This is a genomic window from Paenibacillus sp. R-74696, assembly GCF_055814915.1.
Window position 1 is genome coordinate 214,494 of record NZ_JBPULM010000017.1, and the last position, 21,289, is coordinate 235,782.

Here is a 21,289-nt window from a genome sequence, read left to right on the forward strand (position 1 = left end):
GCTTGCAAATGGATAGGATTGTGAACGTTCAGGTTAGTTTTATACAATTATTTATTTATTTTTTTGTGAGGTTTAACTTAGAATAGGAGAGAGTCATTTGGCGAATTGCCCGTTCCGCCGCAAACGGGACTGTTCAAGCTTGAAGCGTAGCCGTTTATCAAGTAGAGAAATTTATCCTTAGGAGGTATTATAAGTGAATGCTATCATAACTAATCCTATCATGTGGTCAGATGTTCCGGATGTTGACGTAATCCGGGTGGGGTCTGAGTTCTATATGACTAGCACCAGTATGCATTCAATGCCGGGCTGCCCGATTATGAAATCGGTTAACTTGAAAGATTGGGAAATTGTAAATTATGTATATGATACCTTTGAGGATAACGATGCCCATCGGCTGCTGAACGGAGAAGGTATTTATGGCAAAGGCTCTTGGGCGGCATCGCTTCGTTACAAGGATGGGGTGTTCTACATTTGTTTTTCATCCAATGACATGAATCGGTTTTATATCTACCGCACAACTGATATTGAACATGGAATGTGGGAGCGTTCGGAAATACCAGGTCTTTACCATGACCCGGGTCTTCTGCTGGATGACGATGGCCGCAATTATATCATCTACGGCAATGGTGATATTCGTATTAAAGAGCTTACGGAAGATCTTACGGCTATGAAGCCGGGTGGAGTCGATCAACTGCTGCTCGAAGGCGAACGGACTGACATAGGTCTGCGGATCGAAGGGTGTCATGCGTATAAGCTGAACGGCTATTACTACTTGTTCTTTATTGAATGGCCGAGAACCGGAAATAAGCGCAGACGTCAGATATGTTACCGTTCGCGTGAGCTTCTGGGTCCCTATGAGCGAAAGATAGTTCTGGATGACGACATGGGCTATTATAATAACGGTTTAGCACAGGGCGGTATTGTCGATACGCCAGATCACGAATGGTATGCAGTACTGTTCCAGGATCGTGATGCGGTTGGTCGGGTTCCCTGCGTGCTTCCCATGAGGTGGGAGGACGATTGGCCTGTAATCGGGGATAACGGTACAGCACCTAATGTAGTTATGACGAAGCTTCCCGTTGCTGAACCGAAGCCGCTTGTTATCAGTGATGATTTCGACTATGCTGCTGACCGGCTTGCTCTGAACTGGCAGTGGAATCATAATCCTGATAACAGGCTTTGGTCTGTTACAGAGCGGTCTAGCTATTTGCGGCTCAAAACCGGTCAAATCGCAGAGGGCATTTTGCAGGCTCGAAATACGCTGACGCAGCGGACGGAGGGACCGGCCTGCAGCGTGGAGACAGCGCTGGAGATCTCTGGAATGCAGCCCGGCGACCGGGCAGGAATGGTGGCGCTGCAGAATGGTTTTGGCACTGTTGGGATTGCAGCGGGTGAGCAAGGACAGTTCAGTATTGATATGTGTATCAACGGCGGTGACGGATACGAGGATACGGTGGAAAGCGTTGTGTTCACTGGTGAAAGGGTTTATCTTAAAATTTATTTTAATTTTGAGGACAGCATCGACCAGGCAAGGTTCTTTTATTCGGAAGATGGGATCGCGTGGAAGCTGATCGGCCAGACGCTGCAAATGAAATACACGCTGGATCATTTTATGGGGTACAGGATTGGCCTATTTAACTATGCGACCATTCAGTCGGGCGGTTATGCTGATTTTGATTATTTTCATTATAATAGGCAGAATTAGGACGAAATGAGCAGTTGTATAGAGCCTGGCTAAGCTACAATTTTTGGAGCAAAGGGAATTCATAGGGAAACCCTTTGCTTTTCTCAAGTAATGAATATATGCTCCGATTTATTCAACCCCATCTCTTGCTTTGTGATTTATCCAGGAATCGGGATCTTTGATCATTAAAAATGGTTATGAATGCAGAAAGTGTTATGAATGAACTTGAGTATGGGAGTGAGATCCTTATGTATGGAATCATTATTGTCGACGATGAATTATTTGTCCGCAAGGGATTGATTGAAATGATTGATTGGGAAAGCAGCGGTTTTGAGGTGATAGGTGAGGCAGACAACGGAGAAGACGCTCTGGATCTAATCTGCAAGCTGCAGCCGCATCTTGTCATTACTGATATTCGTATGCCAAGCCTAGACGGAATCGGACTGATTCAAGCCGTAACAGAGGCGCAGCTTGAAACCGAATTTATTATTATCAGCGGGTATAACGACTTCCGGTACGCCCAGCAGGCGGTTCGGTATGGGGTGCTGGATTATGTGCTCAAGCCTATTAATGAGAATGAAATTGTGAAAGCGCTTCATAAATATCGTGACAAGTTTTCTGCACAGAAACAGCTAAAAGAGAGACTTATTACACATGAGGGAGAGAAACTGATTGAGACGCTCATCCGCGGTGAAGCCAAGGACAATGTTCTCGAGGCTTGGGAAAAGCATTGGACGGGGATGGGAGCGAAGGAATTCATGTACGTACTGCTCGAAATCAATAATGTGTTTCCTTGGGGAGACAGGCTCATGCCTCCTAAGGCAGAACTCAAAAAGGCAATTCAGCAATCGGTTCAGCAGCTTTGTTCGGAAACTCCGATTGTGTACGAGCATCGCCGCGCATTTGGATTTATTATACCTGATCTCTATTTAAGCGGACATAATGGAGATGCCCGGAGCTTCATGGCAGATTGTCTGCTCCAGCTCGATAATCGCTTCTCATTAGACATTCAAGCCTATGTGGGCAGAACGGTAAGCTCCTTCATGCTGTTGAAGCATTCTTACGTCAGTGCCAAGGAGACCGTGCAATATAAATACTTCAGACACACCCAGCGAATCTTGCTGCATTCGGACATTGCCGATATGGATCTCAATTATGTCCATATCAGGGACGAGATGTACCGGACAATCATCGAAGCCATTGAAGAGAACAACGAGCATCAGCTTGTTTTGGTTATCGACCGAATGTTTACGGAGTTTGCAGAGAAGGTTGTATCACAGGAAGCTATAAAAGCGGCCACTATTCAATGTGTTCACAGTGTGCTGAATACGGTCAGAAGTATGGAAGGAGATGAAAAGAGGCTGGCAAGTCTTGTGCCGATCATGAACTGGCAGGATCATAACATCACATTTAGCGAGCTTCGGGCATTATTTGAAACCTTTGCGCTGGAGGCTGCCGGGTTCATTCAGAGTCTCTATCAAAGCTATGGAAGTGGCGGGATTTATAAAATTAAGTGTTATGTAGATAAAAACTTTCATGAAAATCTAAATCTGAAGAGTATTGCTAATCAATTTTATATGAATTCTGCCTATCTCGGACAAATATTCAAAAAAAACTATGGTATGTATTTCAACGACTACTTGCTCCAGCTGCGTATTACTGAGGCGAAGAAGCTTCTAAGACAGACCGACTTGCGGATTTATGAAATTGCCGAACAGGTGGGCTTTAAAAATGCTGATTATTTCGTGACTCAATTTGAAAAGCTGGGACAGATGACCCCTACGGAATATAGAAATCGGATCGGCAAGCGCTAAAGCGAGGAGGGGGAAGGGGAATCTATGAATCTACTGAATAATATCCGGCTGCGAAACAAAATGTTTCTGGTATATTTTCTTGGTGTCATTGCTCCTATCATTCTGACGAATGCGATTTTTTATAATATTATTACCGAGAATGTAAAAGAACAAAGAATCAATGATATTGACCGTGCCGTGGAGCAAATTAAAAATGAATTCCAGTTAATGGTTGACCAAGGTGTAGGGTTGTCTTCCTTTTTTTATGCGGATTACAAAACCAATGAAGTGTTAAACATGAATTTCACGCATACGGAAGACTATGTAGAAGCCTATGATCTCTATTTAAGATCCATTCTGAACAATTACTCCCCGTTCTCTTCTTCTCTGCAAAACAAAACGATATATGTAGACAATCCCACGCTTTTGAATTCAGGAAATATCGGCATATTATCCGACGAGGTTCGTGAAGAAGCATGGTATCAGCTTTGGCTGAAGGATGCGTCACCACAGCCTGTATTTGTTCGCATCGAAGACCCAGAGGGCCAGTTTCAATCTTTTTCGCTGCTGCGGAGAATGGATTATTTTGCGGATCGAATGGACAAGGAAAAGCTGATCAAACTCGACTTCAAAACGATTGATATCACAGAAATTTTTTCTAATTTGAATGTGAAGGGAGATATGTACCTGCTAGGTCCAGGAGACCAGATTGAATATACAACCAACCCGGCAATTGACTGGCAGGCTAATACCAAGCATCTGTACAGCTCCTTAAAATCAGATAATCTCATTCAATTTGAAAAGGGATATGGCAGCATCAGTTATCTGCGCGGCTGGAAGATCGTGGGTACCATCAATGAGCATGAGATTATTAAGGAGGAGCTGAAGTCCCGCTATTTCATTCTTTGGTCCGGTTGCGTAATGATGATTTTTCCTACCGTAATTATCTTATTTATTACAAGGTCCATTAACGTACGGATTATCGAAATCCTGAAGCATATGAAGAAAGTCAAAACACAAAACTTCCAGATGATCATGTATGGGGAAGCCCGTGATGAAATCGGTCAGCTGACGCTCGAATTCAACAATATGATTATGCAGATTAAGACATTAATTAACGATGTGTATATCACGGCCATCCAGAAAAAATCACTTGAGCTGGAACGGCGGAAGGCACAGCTGAATGCTCTTCAAAGTCAGATTAATCCCCATTTCCTGTTTAATGCGCTGGAAACGATACGGATGCGGAGTTTGCTTAAGCATGAGAAGGAGACAGCCAAAATGATTCAAAGTATGGCGATGATTTTTCGCAGCTCTTTAACCTGGAATAAGGAATGGGTAACAGTGGAGGAGGAATTGGGTTTTATCATGTGCTTTTTAGACATACAGAAATACCGTTTTGAAGACAAGCTGCAATACCGCATCGATGTAGAGCCAGAAGCCCGTGCTTGCGTAGTTCCGAAGATGGTATTTCTTCCCTTTGTGGAGAATGCCAGTATTCATGGGATTGAACCGCTGAAAAAAGGCGGAGGAATTGACATACGGATTGGAATTGAGGAGGATTTTGTCGTTTTTTCGGTCAAGGACAATGGAATTGGCATGAACGGGGAGCAGGTCAGCAGGCTGTATGATTACCTCAAGTCGGAGGAAATTATTGGTGACCGGATTGGGATACAGAATGTCATCTACAGGGGCAAAATGCTTTATGGCGACCGAATGGTATTTGAAGTACACAGCGGGCCTGGTGAAGGAACGCGGATTGTGCTGAAAATTCCATCGAATCCATAGTTTTCAAAGAATAAACCATAATTTAATGGGTAACGATGGGATGAAAACGCTTTTATACTAAGGGAGTAGCACACCATTCATATAAAAGGGGGAGTAAAAGCAATGAGCAAAACCAGAAGAATGTGGCTTCTCTGTTTAACAGCCGTTTTATCGTTATCTATGATTACAGCTTGCTCTGGCAACAATAATTCCAAGGGGAGTACAGGAACGGCGGAGCCGAGTGGGAGTTCGACTGCCGAGGCCAAGCAGGATAAAGTAACATTTAAAATTTTCAACGGGGTAGCCGGCTCGAAGGATGGTAATACCAATCAAACGACGCTCGGTAAGCTCCTAGAGGATCAAACCGGTGTGAATTTCAAGCTGGAGTTTGTGGTTGGCGACTTAAATACAAAGATTGGAACGATGATCGCTGCTAACGATTATCCTGATGTGCTAATCCCGGATGCAGCAATAGAAGAAGTACTGAATGCAGGTGCCTTTATTCCGCTCGATGATCTCATTGAGCAATATGGCCCGAATATCAAGCGGGTTTATGGAAAATCACTGAATCAAATGAAATCTAAAGATGGGAAAATTTATTTCCTCCCTATTGCCGCTCAAGTGAATGATTTTATTCCTGAGCCGGAAGCCGGAGCAGCCTTCTGGGTGCAGCGTCGTGTACTTGAGGAAGCCGGATATCCTAAGATCAAAACGTTGGATCAGTATGTCGAGCTAATTACGAATTACCGAGAAAAGCATAAGGACGAAAATCTAACAGGATTAGTGTCACTTACACATGACTGGAGATTCTTTGCTACCTCCAATCCGCCTATGCATCTTATGGGCTATCCGAATGACGGCAACGTTATGGTTGATACCAACACTTGGGAAGCAAAAACATATGCAGGCTCAGACGCTACCAAGAAATGGCTGAAACAATTAAATACGCTCAATGCAAATGGACTTTTTGACAAAGCTTCCTTTGTTGACAACTACGACCAGTATCTCGCTAAATTGACCTCCCATAAGGTACTCGGCTTCTTCGATTATCGTTGGCAGGTAGATAATGCGCTTAATGTCTTGAAGGATTCGGCAAGAAAAGATCCTTCCCAGGACGGATATAATTACTTCCCGCTGCCGATTACCTATGATGAAAATACCCCGGATGCTTATCTCGATCCTCCAGGCGGACTAGTAACCAACCGCGGAATTGGGATTACGGTTAGCGCCAAGGACCCCGTTCGAATCATTCAATACTTTGACAATATGCTGACGGAAGAAAATCAGACGCTGTTGTCATGGGGAATCAAGGGCGAAACCTATGAAGTAAATGAAGAGGGCCGCTTCTATCGTACACAAGAGCAAATTGACAAAATTGATGAGCCGTTCAGAGAAAGCTTTGGCTTCAAGTATTACAGCTGGAACTGGCCAATGTATAATGCTACCTCTACACTTGCTGACGGCAATGCCCGAAATGTTGCCAGCCAGCCAGAGGTTTTCCAAATGACACTGACGGAGAAGGATAAACTCATTCTGGAGAAATATGGTGTTCAAACCTATAGCCAGTTGTATGCTGAGCCGGTCAGCCGTCCTTACTTCCCTGCGTGGGGATTTGCCAAGGAGCAAAATTCACCGGAACAGCTGTGGGAAGCAAGCAAGGATGAAATGACGAAGAAGTACTTCCCGAAAATGGTAATGGCAGCTCCCGATAAGTTTGATGCCATATGGGAGGAGTATATGAAGGAGTTCGGTAAGCTAGACACTGCTGGCTATGAAAAATGGACAACGGAGCAAGTGAAGCTGAAGGTTGAGATGGCGAACCAGTAATCCTGTTTAGGAGAAAGGCCGGACCGCATCGGTTGAGGCTGGCCTTTCTCAATGTTTGCTTTACCCGTATGGTTTTGGAAGGAGAGAATAAAGGTGGACAAAAATACGGTATTGGCCATGTCACAGTCAAAGGCAAACAAACATCCGAGCCGGATCAGTGTTTTCTTTCAAAAGCTGTTTCAACAGCGTGCCCTCGCTATCATGTCCGTTCCCTTTTTAATATGGCTAATTATATTTAAATATTTACCGCTATGGGGCTGGACCATCGCTTTTCAGGATTATAAGCCGGCTAAGAAATTTATGGATCAAGCCTGGATTGGGTTCGAGCATTTTAAATTTTTGTTCGGGGATGATCGGTTTCTCAGGGTTCTTCGCAATACGCTGGCGATGAGCTCGATTAATCTAATTTTTGGCTTCGTTACAGCGATTACACTTGCTTTGCTGCTTAATGAAATACGCAATATTGCCTTTAAACGTGTAGTTCAGACAGTCAGCTATTTACCCCACTTTATATCCTGGGTGGTAGCCGCGAGTATTATCCAAACGACTCTGTCGCCGGATGGAACGATCAATCAATTGTTGGTAGGGTTAGGTTTTATTGAACGCGGTAGTGAGATATTGTTCTTAGGCATTCCTGAGTATTTCTGGACCATATTCGGAGCCAGCTCTATCTGGAAAGACATAGGATGGAATACCATTGTTTATCTGGCGGCGATGACCACGATTGATCCTACACAATATGAAGCTGCAGAGATTGACGGTGCGAACCGTTTCAAAAAGATGATCTACATTACGCTGCCTGGTATTAAATCTGTTGTGATCATACTGCTAATTATGAATATCGGATATCTGCTGGAGTCGGGATTCGAACCACAATATTTGCTAGGCAATGGCATGAATGTGGACTATTCCGAAAACATCGATATTTTCGTGTTGAAATACGGGATTGCCCAGAGCAATTTCTCTCTTTCCATTGCAGCAGGCATGTTCAAGACCGTGGTCAGCTTCATTCTCTTGTTCATAGCGAATAACGCTGCGAAACGCATGGGCGAAGCCAGGCTGTATTAGAAAAGGAGGAGCACGAATGGAAACCGTAGCTGTCAAAAAGAATAAACGGAACAAGCATCAAATGAACTCTTCCATCGGTGACCGCTTGTTCATCATTTGCAACTACAGCTTTATGATATTTTTGATGATCATTACTCTCTACCCATTTCTGAATGTACTTGCGGTTTCTCTCAACAGCGCACAGGACTCAATAAAAGGTGGAATATACCTGCTGCCAAGAGAGTGGACACTCGCTAACTATAGCTACATTTTTAGAGAGGCGACCATTTTTCATGCGACTTTCATATCAGTCCTGCGCACAGTCATAGGAACTGTCGTCACAGTCTTCTGCTCAGCCATGGTGGCTTTTACGCTTAGCAGACAGGAATATGTGCTGCGCAAATTCATCACCGTGGCCTTCATTATGACCATGTATTTTAACGGGGGATTGATTCCTAATTATCTCCTTATGAGAGACATGGGGCTGGTGGGCAGCTTCTGGGTGTATATTCTTCCGGGTATCATTGGCGTTTTCAACCTGATCATTATCCGTTCCTTTATTGAGAATCTTCCGGAAAGTATTCTTGAGTCAGCAAAAATTGACGGGGCAGGGGATTATAGAACCTTTTTCAGTATTATTTTGCCGTTAACGGTACCCGTGCTTGCAACGGTAGCTTTATTTTCCGGGGTATACCAATGGAATATGTGGTTTGACGTATTTCTTTATAATTCATCAGACAGCAATTTAAGCACCTTGCAATATGAACTGCAGAAAATTTTACAGAACTCCAATACGACCACCGGAACATCCAGCATGGATGGAATGATTCAAGGGGCCACCGGAGGACAGCAAAATATGGTTACGCCTATGGCAGTTCGTGCTACGATGACGATTGTTGCCTCGGTGCCGATTATTATGGTGTATCCGTTCCTGCAGAAATATTTTGTTAAAGGCATGATGGTAGGCGGAGTAAAAGGGTAAGTACGAGCTTATATCCAGAGAGGAGCGAATGCATGTTAAGAGAAGTGCATGTTGAGAATGGTATCGTTCAAGGTCTGCCAGCGGCTGATCCGCGTATTACCAGCTTCAAGGGAATTCCGTTTGCAGCCCCGCCTGTTGGAGAGAACCGCTGGCGTGCTCCTCAGCCTGTGCAAAGCTGGGATGGGAAACGGAAAGCGTATGATTTTGCCCCCATTTCAATGCAAGCACCGACCGTCATTGATATCAATAATATTTATTCCCGGGAATGGGCAGTTGATCCAAACCTTCCGATGGATGAAGACTGTCTTTACCTTAATGTGTGGACACCTGCCAAACAGACCGATGAGAAGTTTCCTGTTTTTGTATGGTATTTTGGCGGAGGGTTCCAGGTCGGACATACGGCGGAAATGGAGTTTGACGGCGAACGTATTGCCCGCAGAGGGATTGTCGTTGTGACCGTGAATTACCGCTTGAATGCCTTTGGCTTTCTAAGCCATCCTGAAATTACTGCCGAATCGCCCGATGCTCCCGCGAATTTTGGACATCTTGATCAGCAGGCGGGTACGCAGTGGGTGAAACGAAACATTGCTGCTTTTGGCGGAGATCCTGATCAAATCACAATAGGGGGACAGTCAGCTGGCGGCGGCAGTGTGCTGAGCCAGCTGACCTCGCCGCAAAATGAGGGGCTGTTCCAGCGGGCCGTGATTATGAGCGGTGTCTTTACTCCGCTCTACCCAAACAACCCAGTGCCTCCAAGAAACCGATCCCTTAAGGCGGCTGAGGAGGAAGGAGCGTCCTTCTTTGAATTTATAGGTGTGTCGACTCTGGAAGAGGCTCGCAAACTGGATGCCGTATATATTCGCGATAAAATGCTAGATTATGGGGGATTATGGGGAACAGTTGTGGACCAAGTGTACTGTAAAGGCAATCCCTACGACCTTTTTCTGAAGGGGCAGCAACATAAGGTACCGATTATGCTGGGAAATACCGCCTCCGAATTTTTCAGCGTACCCGCTGTCAGCAGCGTGGATGAATTCAGAGCTATGGCTGTTGAAATGTTCGGCGAGGAAGCGAAGGAATACCTTAAGCTATTTGCTGATCATTCAGAAAATCTGAAGGAAATGATAAGTCAGGCTTCCGTTAACCATATTGAATACGCGGCTCGTGTTTCCGTTAAGGCCAACTGTGATTCCGGCAGCAGCGTCCCTATGTACTATTACACCTTTGATGCCGATATTCCAGGCTGGGACAATCCGGGAACCTTTCATTCGGTGGATCTGTGGTTTCACTTCGAGACACTGGCCAAATGCTGGCGGCCCTTTGTGGGCAAGCATTATGATCTTGCCCGTCAGATGTGCAATTATCTTGCCTATTTCATTGGCACGGGAGATCCAAATGGTAAAGATTCCACCGGAGAGGATATGCCTCTATGGAAACCGTGTACAGCGGAAGCACCTTACGGCATGAAATTTGCGGAAAAGGCGGAGTTTGTGGAGGAGCTTCCAGGTGAGGTTATGCAATTTCTGGTCAGTCAATATTTCAAACGTTAAGCAAGAGCAATTTTTTGGCACTGCACCTTGCTCCGAAATCCGATTTTTAGTAAAGAAGCTGGCGCTTGATATCCAAGGCACCAGCTTTTTTGCTGAGAAAACATATTCAATTTATGTTTCTTGGTTTCTTACTCGATCAAACAAAAATCGGCTGGCTAATTAATTTGAACCAACTGCCATTGCTGATTCAGATCGCCGCGGTATAAATTTTGTTGGATCTTCGCACCATTTGCCGTGGAGGATCCCAGAACTTCAACTGCTTTGTTGCTATTCACATTAAGCATGCTCCAGTAACCGTTACTCAGCTTGATTAATCGAAACTGTTGTGCTGTATTGGAGAGATCCTGCATAAGCTGAATCGCTTCCCCGTTGTTTTTCGTTCCGTTACGAACATCCATGACTTTATTGTCAGATGAGCTCACGCTCCGCAGCTTGTAATAGTTGTTATAGGTTCCTTGATCCGTAACGACCCAGCGCTGCGCTGCCGTGTTATTGTCCGTCGACTGTTGAAGCTGCAGGGCGTTCGTATTTTGCCCGCCCGGCACCTCGAGTGTTTTCCCCGATGCACGGTTCACAAGCTTGTACGTGGCACCATTCGTCACTCCATTCCAAACACCATTCCAAGGATTGAACTGGGCGCGTTCATAATACCATTCAAAAATAAAACGGGCCATCCCATCGCGGGCTGTATTGCCATCATACAGCAAGCCAGCTGTCGGGTCTGCGAACGAGCTTCTTGTGCCGGAATTCAGCAAAAATCCGTTCATATGGACGGCAATGCTCACATTGCCTGCAGCTGTGAAGATCGCTTTCGTATTTTTGCCGAATCCCTCGTTTGAACCGTTAAACAGCTCCCAATAGGAGGAGTCTCCGGGTTGTGTCTTAAACCAGGTGGTTTCCGTAATATTGATTGGATAATTATCAGCGCAAGGCTTAATATTGGTATCCCACTGCTGCTGTAAAGGCGCATAATTGTCATTGGCGCCATAGCCTGGATACCAATGGACCGAATAACCAACATTGTTCAGTGGATCCGTCAGTGGATACGCTGCGCATAATTGATAGTATTGATCCCAGCCGAGCCCAGCCGCCCAGACAACGTTATCCGCGCCTTTACTGCGGATTGTAGAAATCATTGAGTTTTGGAAATTTTTGAGCGAGTTCCAGTGAGCAACGAAATTGGACTGGGAAGGATGTCCGCCCCAAACACCGTTAACATCGGATAATACAGGCTCATTGATTAGCTCGAACATGACGTTATCCGCGCTCTTAATGCCGGGCTGGTCAGCTAGGTAGCCCCAGATCTGATTGAATTTAGCTAGGTTGTCCGGCGTTGTCGCTTGGTTGTTATTCAACGTGTAATCGAGACCGAGTGTAACATATAGGCCTTTGGTCTTAGCATAGTTGATATAAGGAATGATTACGTTCTGGGTGACGGCCTGCAAACCAGCAAAGTTATAGGTGCCCGCTGCAACGTCTCCCATGTCTTCCCGGTCTATGAATAGACGGACCTGATTCATATACCATCCATGGCTGTTGCCGTATTTAGCGGAAGTGCTCGTAAAGGTATCGGTAATATCCTTCAAATATGCCAGAATAGCAGCATGCCGATTCCCGCCGTTCTGATTCAGATAGTAGTTGCTGTTCTGGTAGGTCCAGTAGGCACCGGAAGGCTGATGCCACCCGCTAAGCAATACGGGCTGACCGTCAGTGTTTACCAACTGGTTACCATTAACATGGAGCTTGGACATTGGCATGCCAACCCAGGCTTCTGCCGGATTTCCGCTTAGCAGCATCGGTGACATCAATAGTGCGAGAAGCAGCATAATCTTGACTCCTAAACTAACTTTCTTCTTACTCATTCGATACATCTCCCTTATTTTTTTGATTTATGTGAATCATGGTAGTAATTAAGTAGGGTGGAGCGGCCAATACCTTTCTCTTTGGGGGCGTGTTTTCCAATGGAACTAAATGTATGCGCTCGCAAAATGAGTTTACTACTAGACAATGGTCGACGGCAACCTGTCGAATTATGGGGTATGCCCTGCTTAACTCTACTTTGAGGGGGTGAGAAAGAAGTATGAATCGACAGGTTGTTAGTAATGAATGGAAGTACTACACTGTTGGCAGTGAAGTACTTCCATTAAGGAAAGGAAGATAATGAACATGGCTAAATATCATTTAATATTGAATAACGCACCAGCAGGGTATGACCAATATGGGGAAACAATCGCCCGCGGGAAAATAGACACGGTTGAATATTTCTCAAGAACGGTAGGCACCTCACGCAAAATGATGATTTACACCCCACCCGGATATACAGAGAATCAAAGGTATAACGTACTTTATCTATTGCACGGTATCGGTGGGGACGAAACGGAATGGCACCATCATGGCAATCCGCAAGTTATTCTTGATAATTTGTATGCAGCGCGCAAGCTTGCGCCGATGATCGTCGTCATGCCAAACGGTCGGGCAATGCCCAATGATCGAGCGGAGGGAAATCTATTCGATACCGACAAGCTGAAGGCTTTCGAGGATTTTGAATATGATTTGTTACATGAAATCATTCCATTTATAGAATCAAACTATTCGGTTCTGGCCGAAAGAGAGAATCGTGCACTTGCCGGTTTATCTATGGGCGGAGGGCAGTCGCTCAATATCGGGTTGGGGAATCTCGACCATTTTGCATGGATTGGCGGTTTCTCTTCTGCTCCTAACACAAAGGCACCTGAACGGCTAGTACCTAATCCTGAGGCAACAACCTCGAAACTTAAGCTGCTCTGGCTTTCATGCGGAGTGCTGGATAATCTTAAACATGTCAGCGACCAGACACATGCTTATTTGTCCCAGTATAATGTGCCTCATATTTGGTACGAGGAGAGCGGAGGCCACGATTGGCCAGTATGGAAAAATGATTTGTATCATTTTTCTCAGCTCATTTTTCAAAAATTTCAAGTTTAAGCTGACAGTCGTCATAACCTGGACGTCCAATTGGTGGGAACAAGCACCTTCTCCGACAACGGTACAAAAAGCTTTGGATCGGATCGAAGCAAAGTTTCCGCCAATTTATAGTACGTGGCTTGGCAGTCGATCAGAGGATCACTGCCTTTTTTATTGGAATAAAGATATAGAAGAGAGATGAAAAAATACCCATTCGGTTAGCCTGTGAAATGAAGCTTAAGCTCAGAAATAAAGAAACAATGTGTATATTGCGGGATCTATAAAAGCGATCATTCAAACGATGGATATGAATACAGGCTTATTTAATCATTTATATTGGGAGAACACTCTATATTAATAATAATGAATAGAAAAAGTAACTTTTGAATAAAAGAGGTCATCTGCGATAGAGAGAACCTAGATCTTCCTCCTCTATAATAAATCTATCCTGTTAATTAGAGTGAGGTTAAAGACTATGGCTATTCCATCCCCTGTAAATTCTATGTCTAAGCAAACGCATTCACAGCGACAGAGGGGCATCACCCTTCTGCTGCGAAATATTGTGAAACATCGAGTGCTGCTGCTTATGCTGCTGCCGACAAGCCTTATTTTTTTTGTTAACTGCTATATCCCGATGTTTGGGGTGTTCATTGCTTTCAAGAATATTAACTATATTGATGGAATTATGGGCAGCCCTTGGACGGGGCTGGACAATTTCCGATTCCTATTCGCGACCTCAGATGCATGGCGAGTAACCATTAATACGGTTTCCTACAATGTTGCCTTTATTGTATCCGGGCTAATTCTCTCGGTTGCAGTCGCCATTGCCGTTAATGAAGTACGTGCCAAGCTTGCTTCGCGAGTCTATCAGACCATTATGATCATGCCGAATTTCTTGTCTATGGTCGTTGTCAGCTATATCGTGTACGCTTTTCTGCATCCGGAATACGGCTTTTTGGTGAAATATATTTTGCCCTTGTTCGGCTACTCTTCCGTCAATGCTTATATGCACCCTCAGGCATGGCCTTATATTTTATGGATAACGAAAATGTGGCACTCTGTTGGTATAGGCAGCGTCATCTATCTGGCGGCAATAACCGGGATCAGTGAGGAGTTGTATGAAGCTGCGAAAATGGATGGCGCTAGCAAATGGCAGCAGATCACCCGAATCACGATTCCGCTCCTTACTCCTGTGATGGTCATCCTGACGATTCTGAATTTAGGAGGCATTTTCCGCTCGGATTTTGGCTTGTTCTATCACGTTACGTTGGACTCTGGCGCGTTGCGTTCTACGACAGATGTCATTGATACTTATGTTTACAGAGGCTTGATTCAGCTCAATGATTTGGGAATGTCCTCTGCGGCGAATTTTTACCAATCGGTTGTTGGATTTTTCCTTGTCATTGGAGCCAATAGTCTGGCTCGAAAACTTAATCGCGATACAGCACTTTTCTAGAACGGAGAATCGAAATGAACCCAAAAGCAAGCGTTAAAACGTCCCAGAAGGACTCCAAGCTAGCCGAGGCTATACTTCACATTATATTCATCGCTTTTAGTCTCGCATGTATTATGCCTATCGTGCTGATTGTCGCTATTTCGTTTTCAGAAGAAAAACAGCTAACGTTACAAGGCTACAAGTTCTGGCCTGACAAACTGGATGTATCCGCCTATCAGTATCTATTTACCAATTCCACAACACTCGTAAAAGCCTATGGGGTTAGCCTTAGCGTTACCATCATTGGAACGATAATTGCAGTATTATTAATTGCCTTATACGCCTATCCCATTTTCCGCAAGGATTTCCCTTTCAAAAAAGCATTTAATTTTTATCTTCTGATTACGATGCTTTTTTCAGGAGGGCTGGTCCCGTTCTATCTGCTATACGTCAACTTTTTGGAGCTGAAGGACTCGTTCGCCGCGCTCATTCTTCCTGGCCTTTCGAACGCGTTTTATATCTTCATTACTCGTACCTTCTTTCAGCAGACCATTCCGGAAGAGATGATTGAATCGGGTAAATTAGACGGAGCATCGGAGTGGCGAATTTTCTTCCAGCTGGTTCTTCCTATTTCTCTTCCAGTCCTCGCAACTGTGGGTTTGTTCACGACGCTGATGTATTGGAACGATTGGTTCAATTCTATGTTATTCATTAATGATACTGATAAATTTTCCTTGCAGTATGTCATGATTCAAATGATTCGCCAAGCGGAGTTTTTTAAAAATCAATTGGCGGGAAGCGGCGTAGCTCTTATGGTGCAAGAAGCGGTTCCAACGGAAAGTCTTCGCATGGCGATGGTAGTCGTCTCTATTGGTCCTATTCTATTCGTCTACCCATTCTTCCAGAAGTATTTCACCAAGGGACTCACAATCGGAGCTATTAAAGGTTAAATGGTCTAACTCTGGCTTCACGGCTAGTTAGAATATATGATTATATGAATGGGGAGGCAACGAAATGAAGAAAATGAAAGGGTGGGGTACTGCGCTTGCTTGGCTAACCGTGACCATGCTGGCAATCTCCGGCTGCAGCAGCAACTCAAGCTCAACCAATACGCCTAGCGTAGATCCGGCGTCAAACAGCAAGTCATCCGGAGACAGCGAATCCGGCAATCCCGATATCTCGAAGTACCGCAAGCTCAAAGTGTATACCGTAGGTAATTTCCCTCAGAACGACTCGAAGGAAGTTATAGCAGAAATCAACAAATATTTAAAAGAGAAAATTAATGCCGAGATCGACTTTCAAGGACTACCCTGGTCCACCTGGTCGGAAAAGATGGCGCTGGCCTACCAGTCCGGTGAACAAGTGGACCTGACCTTTGCTCCGAACTGGGCTGATTTTGCCAATAATGTATCTAAAGGGGCTTTCCTCCCGCTCGATGATCTGTTGGCCCAATACGGACAAGGAATTACAGAGACGCTGGATCCCCGTTTTCTTGACGGCGGCAAAGTAGATGATAAAATCTATGCCATTCCAACCAATAAAGAAATTGGTGAAAGCCACACCATTATGTTTAGGAAAGATCTACTAGATAAATATGGATTTGATGTCAACTCGATCAGTACGCTGGAGGATCTGGAGCCATGGCTTCAAACGATTAAGGATAAGGAGCCCGGCATTGCTCCAATCTGGCTCTCTGGCAGCGGCTCCGATACACTTGGTTATTTCGACAAAACAAGGCCGAGTGTGGAGGAAAACTTTCGTTACGAGCTCGTAGCGGGTGCGCCTGCCGGAATCGTGCTGGACACGAAAACAGACAAGATGATCATCAGCTCTATGGAGTCCGATATGGCTATTTATCGAATGAGACTCTACAGTGACTGGTTTAAGAAGGGGTACATTAATCAAGATGCTGCAACAACCAAAACGAGTGCCGAAGACGCGCTGAAGGCCGGGAAAACGTGGATGAAGTTTGGGTCCGATAAACCGGATTCCGACAAAGAGGATTCCATCGCTACAGGCATTGCGCTCGTCAAGCTTAAAGGGAACGATCCCGAGATTAGCACAGCTAGCGTTAGCAACTCCATGATGGCAATAGGGCGTACATCCATCGATCCTGAGCGGACGATGATGCTGCTGAATCTTTTGCATACCGATAAGAAACTAATCAATCTGATTGACTTCGGTGTGGAAAATCGGCAATATGTCAAGGTAGAAGGTAAGGATAATTTCATTAAGCTGCCGGATGGCGTGGCTACCCGTACGGATACGGGATGGGCTCCGGGCATCGAGTGGATGTTCGGCAATCAGACACTCACTTATTTGTGGGAAGGAGAAAGCGCTGACAAATGGGAGAAGTTCAAGGCTTATAATGAGAAATCCCATAAGGTGAAGTCATTCGGCTTTAACTTTAATACGGTTCCCGTCAAAACGGAAGTGTCCGTCGTCAGCAATATTATTAAGGAATATCGCCCATTGCTTGAAACGGGAAGCTTGGACGCAGACAAGGTATTGGCTGAATACAACGGAAAGTTACAAGCCAACGGTATCGAGAACATCCGCGCCGAAGTTCAAAAGCAGTACGATGAATGGAAAGCGAAGCAAAAATAAGCAGGCAAAGGGGGAGACTGATGAGGTCTTTCCCCTTTTGTGCCTCACAGGCGTTAATAGGATAGGAAAAGGAGAGAAACTGTGAAATTATCTTTACAATTTAAAGTAAGCGCTCTCGTTCTGCTTCTAGTGACGCCTATTTTTCTTTTTTTATACTACACTAATATTTATTCTACAAACATTGTTCGGGAGAAAGTCGCAAAATCTGCATCGGATACACTGACCCTTCACTTAGGTGCTCTTGATGAATTGCTAGAGCAGACGAGCACTTATTTACTTCGCACATCAAACGAGAGCATGCTGCTGGAGCTATACTCGGAAAGTGATCCGGAAAGTGTTAATTATTATTTATCCATACGAAAATTAATGGATCAATGGTATAGCGATGTCAGCTACTACTCCAGTATTCGCAGCGTGTTTGTGTATCACCTTGATAGGGATGAACTCTTCCTCAGCAGCCAAAAAGAGTATTACAAGGAGAAGGACGCCATTCGATCCGGACTGTCTTCCCAGCTGAAGTCCTTCAAGCTTCCGACTTCCTTGAAGTGGGAAATCGTTACCGTCGGAGGTGAGCCGGTCTTGTTTAAGGTGCTGCCTGATAAAAGTGGGAGGCTGCTCATCGGTGTACTAGTCAGCATTGACTCATTAGCACAGCCTTTAACCCAATTGGAGTCTGTGAGTAGTGACGAAAAGATCGGCATTATATCCAAAGATGGCAATCTGCTATGGGGGCAATTCTCGAAGGAGGACCTTGCCTTGCTCCGCAGTAAGTTGAATGATCAATCGAATCATGCTAGTGCATCCTTGCGCCTCAATGATGGGAGCAGCTACCTGTTTGTAGACAAACCGTCCAATTTCTCGGATCTCAACGTATTCATTCTATTGGATGAAGAATCACTTTTGGATGAGCTGCCCATGTTCCAACGCGTGATTAAAGCGATTCCTATCGCGGTTGTTGTGATATTGGTTATTATGTTCTTTCTACTAAACCGGCTCGTGTTTAAGCCTATTCAACAGTTGACCAGCGGGATGCGCATACTTGGAAAGGGGCAATTGGATTACCGTCTTAAGGAAGGGAAATCGAAGGAGTTCCAGTTGATTACAGAGCAGTTCAATCGAATGGCCGAACAAATCGGAAATCTTAAAATCGATGTATATGAAGAAAAAATGAAAGTGCAGCAAGCAGAACTTAAGCATCTTCAAGCTCAGATAAACCCGCATTTTTTCTTGAACTCTTTGAATATTGTCTTTCATCTTGTAGAGCTTCAGAAGTATTCGCTGATTAAGAAAATGATTGCCCATCTCGTTTCCTATTTCAGATTCATTATGAGCACCAACGATACGTGGATTACGCTTACTAGTGAATTGAATCATATTCGAAATTATATGGAAATACAGATGGTTATGTACCCTGGCAAGCTTAGCTTTCAGGATAGATTCCCGAAGGAGCTAGAGAATGCGCTCATACCACCCTTGCTTGTGCAGCCGTTCGTGGAGAATGCGATTAAGCATGGATTTATTAATAACACAAAACCATTTAGAGTTAACATTACGATAAATGAAGAAGTCGGCAAAGATGACGCTTTGTGGATGGTCATCCAAATCAGCGACTCTGGTCCGGGCTTCTCTGAGCTGCAGCTGGAAAGGCTTAACCTAGGATTGTATGAAAAAGATCCGACAGACCGCCAATTAGGGATATGGAATGTACGCCGACGCTTGAGTATGTTCTATAATGAACAGGCGAGTATCACCTTTTGCAATGATCCTCAGGGCGGTGGAGTTATAAAAATAATGTTGCCTATACATAGGGGGCTGTGATCTTACATATGTACCGGATATTGATCGTCGATGACCAATATTTTGCCTTGCTTGGTTTGCAACAAGGCGTGAATTGGAACGAATTAGGTATTGCCGATGTCAATCTGGCGGAAAATGTAGAACAAGCAGTGGAGTGCCTGGAGCGCCATCCTGTAGATTTGCTTATTTGTGATATTGAGATGCCAGGGAGGAGCGGGCTGGAATTATTGGTCTGGGTATCGCAGCACTCACCGGACACGCTAACGATTATGCTGACTTGCCATGCTGATTTTGAGTATGCACAGCATGCCATCCAGCATGGGGCGTTCCATTATTTGTTGAAGCCTGTTGATTACGAGCAATTGAAACAGGTGGCCAGTGAAGCTATCGCAGAAGTCGCCAGGAAGAAAGAGCAGCATAAGTTTGAAATGCTTATACAAGACTATCGAACAAAATGGGAGCATCAGCTGCCTATATTAGTGGAACGCTTCTGGCAAGACATCCTTAGCCAGCGCACATCCCTTCTCCCGGAATCATTGCAAAGATCTACGGAAACTTGCGGCCTGGACTTCAAAAAGGATGATCGTTATATACTAGTTCTGTTAGGCCTGGAACAATGGAAGGAAAATTTAAGCGCTCGTGATGAGGCTATTATGGAGTACGCCCTTCGCAATTTGGCTGGAGAGCTGCTCCTGAGAGGGCTAGAGGGCGTCGTACTTCAGGATCATGTAGGTCTCAATTTGGCGATTGTATATGTGAGGGACGAAGAGGTTCTTGTTGGTAACGTGCTGGGTTACAATTGTCGGCAGTTCCTGAATGAGTGCAAACGGATTCTTCATTGTTCCTTGTCGATTTATATCAGCCCGACGGTATTCCTGCCGGAGATCGTTAGCGCTTATGCTCACGTGACAGAAAGAGAGCAAAGCAACCTAAACAGCTCACAGCAAGTTTTCACTCCGACCTATCCGCCTTCCGCTAGGCTGTTGAATCAGATACCGGTAGTTGCTCCAATGAACTTGTTTGCAGAGTGGGCGACCATTCTAGAACTCGGCGAGCTTGATGAGCTGGATAGCCGTGTTAAGCAATGGTTCTGTAGCAGTGAGGCGATCACATGGACGAATGAATCGCATCGACAATTCATTCATGGCATTCTTTTTATAGTTCATACCATTCTGGCAAAGAAAGGTTTGTCTATGCACGAGTCAGTGGAATTAAAGCAATTATTGGATAAGGAAAGTTACCCAAAACACTCGGTAGGTTTGCAAAATTGGACGAGAGGGATTCTAGGGGTGACCGTATTACTTCTTAGGACAAGCAAGAATGTTTCCTCTACCGTCGTCACCAAGATCAGACATTACATTCGTTCACGTTTGAATCAGGAAATCAATCGTGAAGAACTGGCCGCCCATGTCTATCTAAACCCGGCGTATTTATCCAGATTATTCAAGAAGGAGACCGGATTATCCTTGTCGGACGCTATTATTCAGGAACGAATACAGGAGGCCAAACGATTGCTGGAAGAAACCGAATACAAGATTACCGATATTGCGGAGAATGTAGGGTATACCAGCTTGGGAAGCTTCTCTAACTTATTCAAAAGAGTTGTCGGCGTAACGCCGCAGCTCTATCGGGCCCGGAAAAAAACGAATAATTAATATTGTCAACCGTGTGAAAGTAACGCGGGCAATTCGCTTGTGTTACTTTCGAAGGAACGAGTCGTGACCAGGTACTAGATAATATGCAAGCCAAGTTCGACACTGGAACAGTTGATCTACAATATCCATGATCTTAGTGTTACGGCTGTCTCTAAACCGGCTAGACGACATTGTCAATAGTTTGGTACAATATATGAGAACG

General features: G+C 44.8%; 14 protein-coding genes. 13 read left to right on the top strand and 1 reads right to left on the bottom strand.

What is annotated here, in order from left to right; genetic code table 11:
- Positions 1 to 193 precede the first annotated feature (193 nt).
- The 7 genes from ACSR9A_RS03480 (at position 194) to ACSR9A_RS03510 (ending at position 10,650) form a co-directional block, all read left to right on the top strand.
- Complete coding sequence (locus tag ACSR9A_RS03480) at positions 194 to 1,705, top strand: glycoside hydrolase family 43 protein (RefSeq protein ID WP_473755618.1); 1,512 nt, start codon at positions 194 to 196, stop codon at positions 1,703 to 1,705.
- 227 nt (positions 1,706 to 1,932) lie between these two features.
- On the top strand, positions 1,933 to 3,498 hold the full coding sequence (locus ACSR9A_RS03485) for a response regulator transcription factor (RefSeq protein WP_473755619.1): 1,566 nt from the start codon (positions 1,933 to 1,935) through the stop codon (positions 3,496 to 3,498).
- Between the two features lie 24 nt (positions 3,499 to 3,522).
- Complete coding sequence (locus ACSR9A_RS03490; RefSeq protein ID WP_473755621.1) at positions 3,523 to 5,265, top strand: sensor histidine kinase; 1,743 nt, start codon at positions 3,523 to 3,525, stop codon at positions 5,263 to 5,265.
- 102 nt (positions 5,266 to 5,367) lie between these two features.
- On the top strand, positions 5,368 to 7,071 hold the full coding sequence (locus tag ACSR9A_RS03495) for a type 2 periplasmic-binding domain-containing protein (RefSeq protein WP_473755622.1): 1,704 nt from the start codon (positions 5,368 to 5,370) through the stop codon (positions 7,069 to 7,071).
- Between the two features lie 117 nt (positions 7,072 to 7,188).
- Positions 7,189 to 8,139 carry an ABC transporter permease gene (locus tag ACSR9A_RS03500; protein WP_473755870.1) on the top strand — a complete coding sequence of 317 codons (951 nt, stop codon included), beginning with the start codon at positions 7,189 to 7,191 and terminating at the stop codon, positions 8,137 to 8,139.
- Between the two features lie 61 nt (positions 8,140 to 8,200).
- The gene (locus ACSR9A_RS03505) at positions 8,201 to 9,100 is read left to right on the top strand and encodes a carbohydrate ABC transporter permease (protein WP_341282970.1); all 900 of its coding nucleotides are present in this window, start codon (positions 8,201 to 8,203) and stop codon (positions 9,098 to 9,100) included.
- A gap of 32 nt (positions 9,101 to 9,132) precedes the next feature.
- Positions 9,133 to 10,650, top strand: a complete 1,518-nt coding sequence (locus ACSR9A_RS03510; RefSeq protein WP_473755623.1) for a carboxylesterase/lipase family protein — start codon at positions 9,133 to 9,135, stop codon at positions 10,648 to 10,650.
- Between the two features lie 155 nt (positions 10,651 to 10,805).
- On the opposite strand, the gene ACSR9A_RS03515 is transcribed toward ACSR9A_RS03510, so the two are convergent.
- Complete coding sequence (locus ACSR9A_RS03515) at positions 10,806 to 12,512, bottom strand: RICIN domain-containing protein (RefSeq protein WP_473755625.1); 1,707 nt, start codon at positions 12,510 to 12,512, stop codon at positions 10,806 to 10,808.
- Positions 12,513 to 12,816: 304 nt separating this feature from the next.
- On the opposite strand from ACSR9A_RS03515, the gene ACSR9A_RS03520 reads away from it, so the two are divergent.
- From ACSR9A_RS03520 to ACSR9A_RS03545, 6 genes are all read left to right on the top strand, one after another.
- Entirely contained in the window at positions 12,817 to 13,614 is a 798-nt protein-coding gene (locus tag ACSR9A_RS03520) for an alpha/beta hydrolase (protein WP_473755626.1), read from the top strand.
- Between the two features lie 541 nt (positions 13,615 to 14,155).
- Positions 14,156 to 15,049 (top strand): ABC transporter permease, encoded by an 894-nt coding sequence (locus ACSR9A_RS03525; protein ID WP_473755627.1) that lies wholly within the window; start codon positions 14,156 to 14,158, stop codon positions 15,047 to 15,049.
- A 14-nt stretch (positions 15,050 to 15,063) separates the two neighbouring features.
- The gene (locus ACSR9A_RS03530; RefSeq protein WP_473755628.1) at positions 15,064 to 15,978 is read left to right on the top strand and encodes a carbohydrate ABC transporter permease; all 915 of its coding nucleotides are present in this window, start codon (positions 15,064 to 15,066) and stop codon (positions 15,976 to 15,978) included.
- 64 nt (positions 15,979 to 16,042) lie between these two features.
- The gene (locus ACSR9A_RS03535) at positions 16,043 to 17,635 is read left to right on the top strand and encodes an ABC transporter substrate-binding protein (RefSeq protein ID WP_473755629.1); all 1,593 of its coding nucleotides are present in this window, start codon (positions 16,043 to 16,045) and stop codon (positions 17,633 to 17,635) included.
- A gap of 81 nt (positions 17,636 to 17,716) precedes the next feature.
- On the top strand, positions 17,717 to 19,453 hold the full coding sequence (locus ACSR9A_RS03540) for a sensor histidine kinase (RefSeq protein ID WP_473755631.1): 1,737 nt from the start codon (positions 17,717 to 17,719) through the stop codon (positions 19,451 to 19,453).
- 8 nt (positions 19,454 to 19,461) lie between these two features.
- Positions 19,462 to 21,087 (top strand): response regulator transcription factor, encoded by a 1,626-nt coding sequence (locus ACSR9A_RS03545; protein WP_473755632.1) that lies wholly within the window; start codon positions 19,462 to 19,464, stop codon positions 21,085 to 21,087.
- Positions 21,088 to 21,289 lie beyond the last annotated feature (202 nt).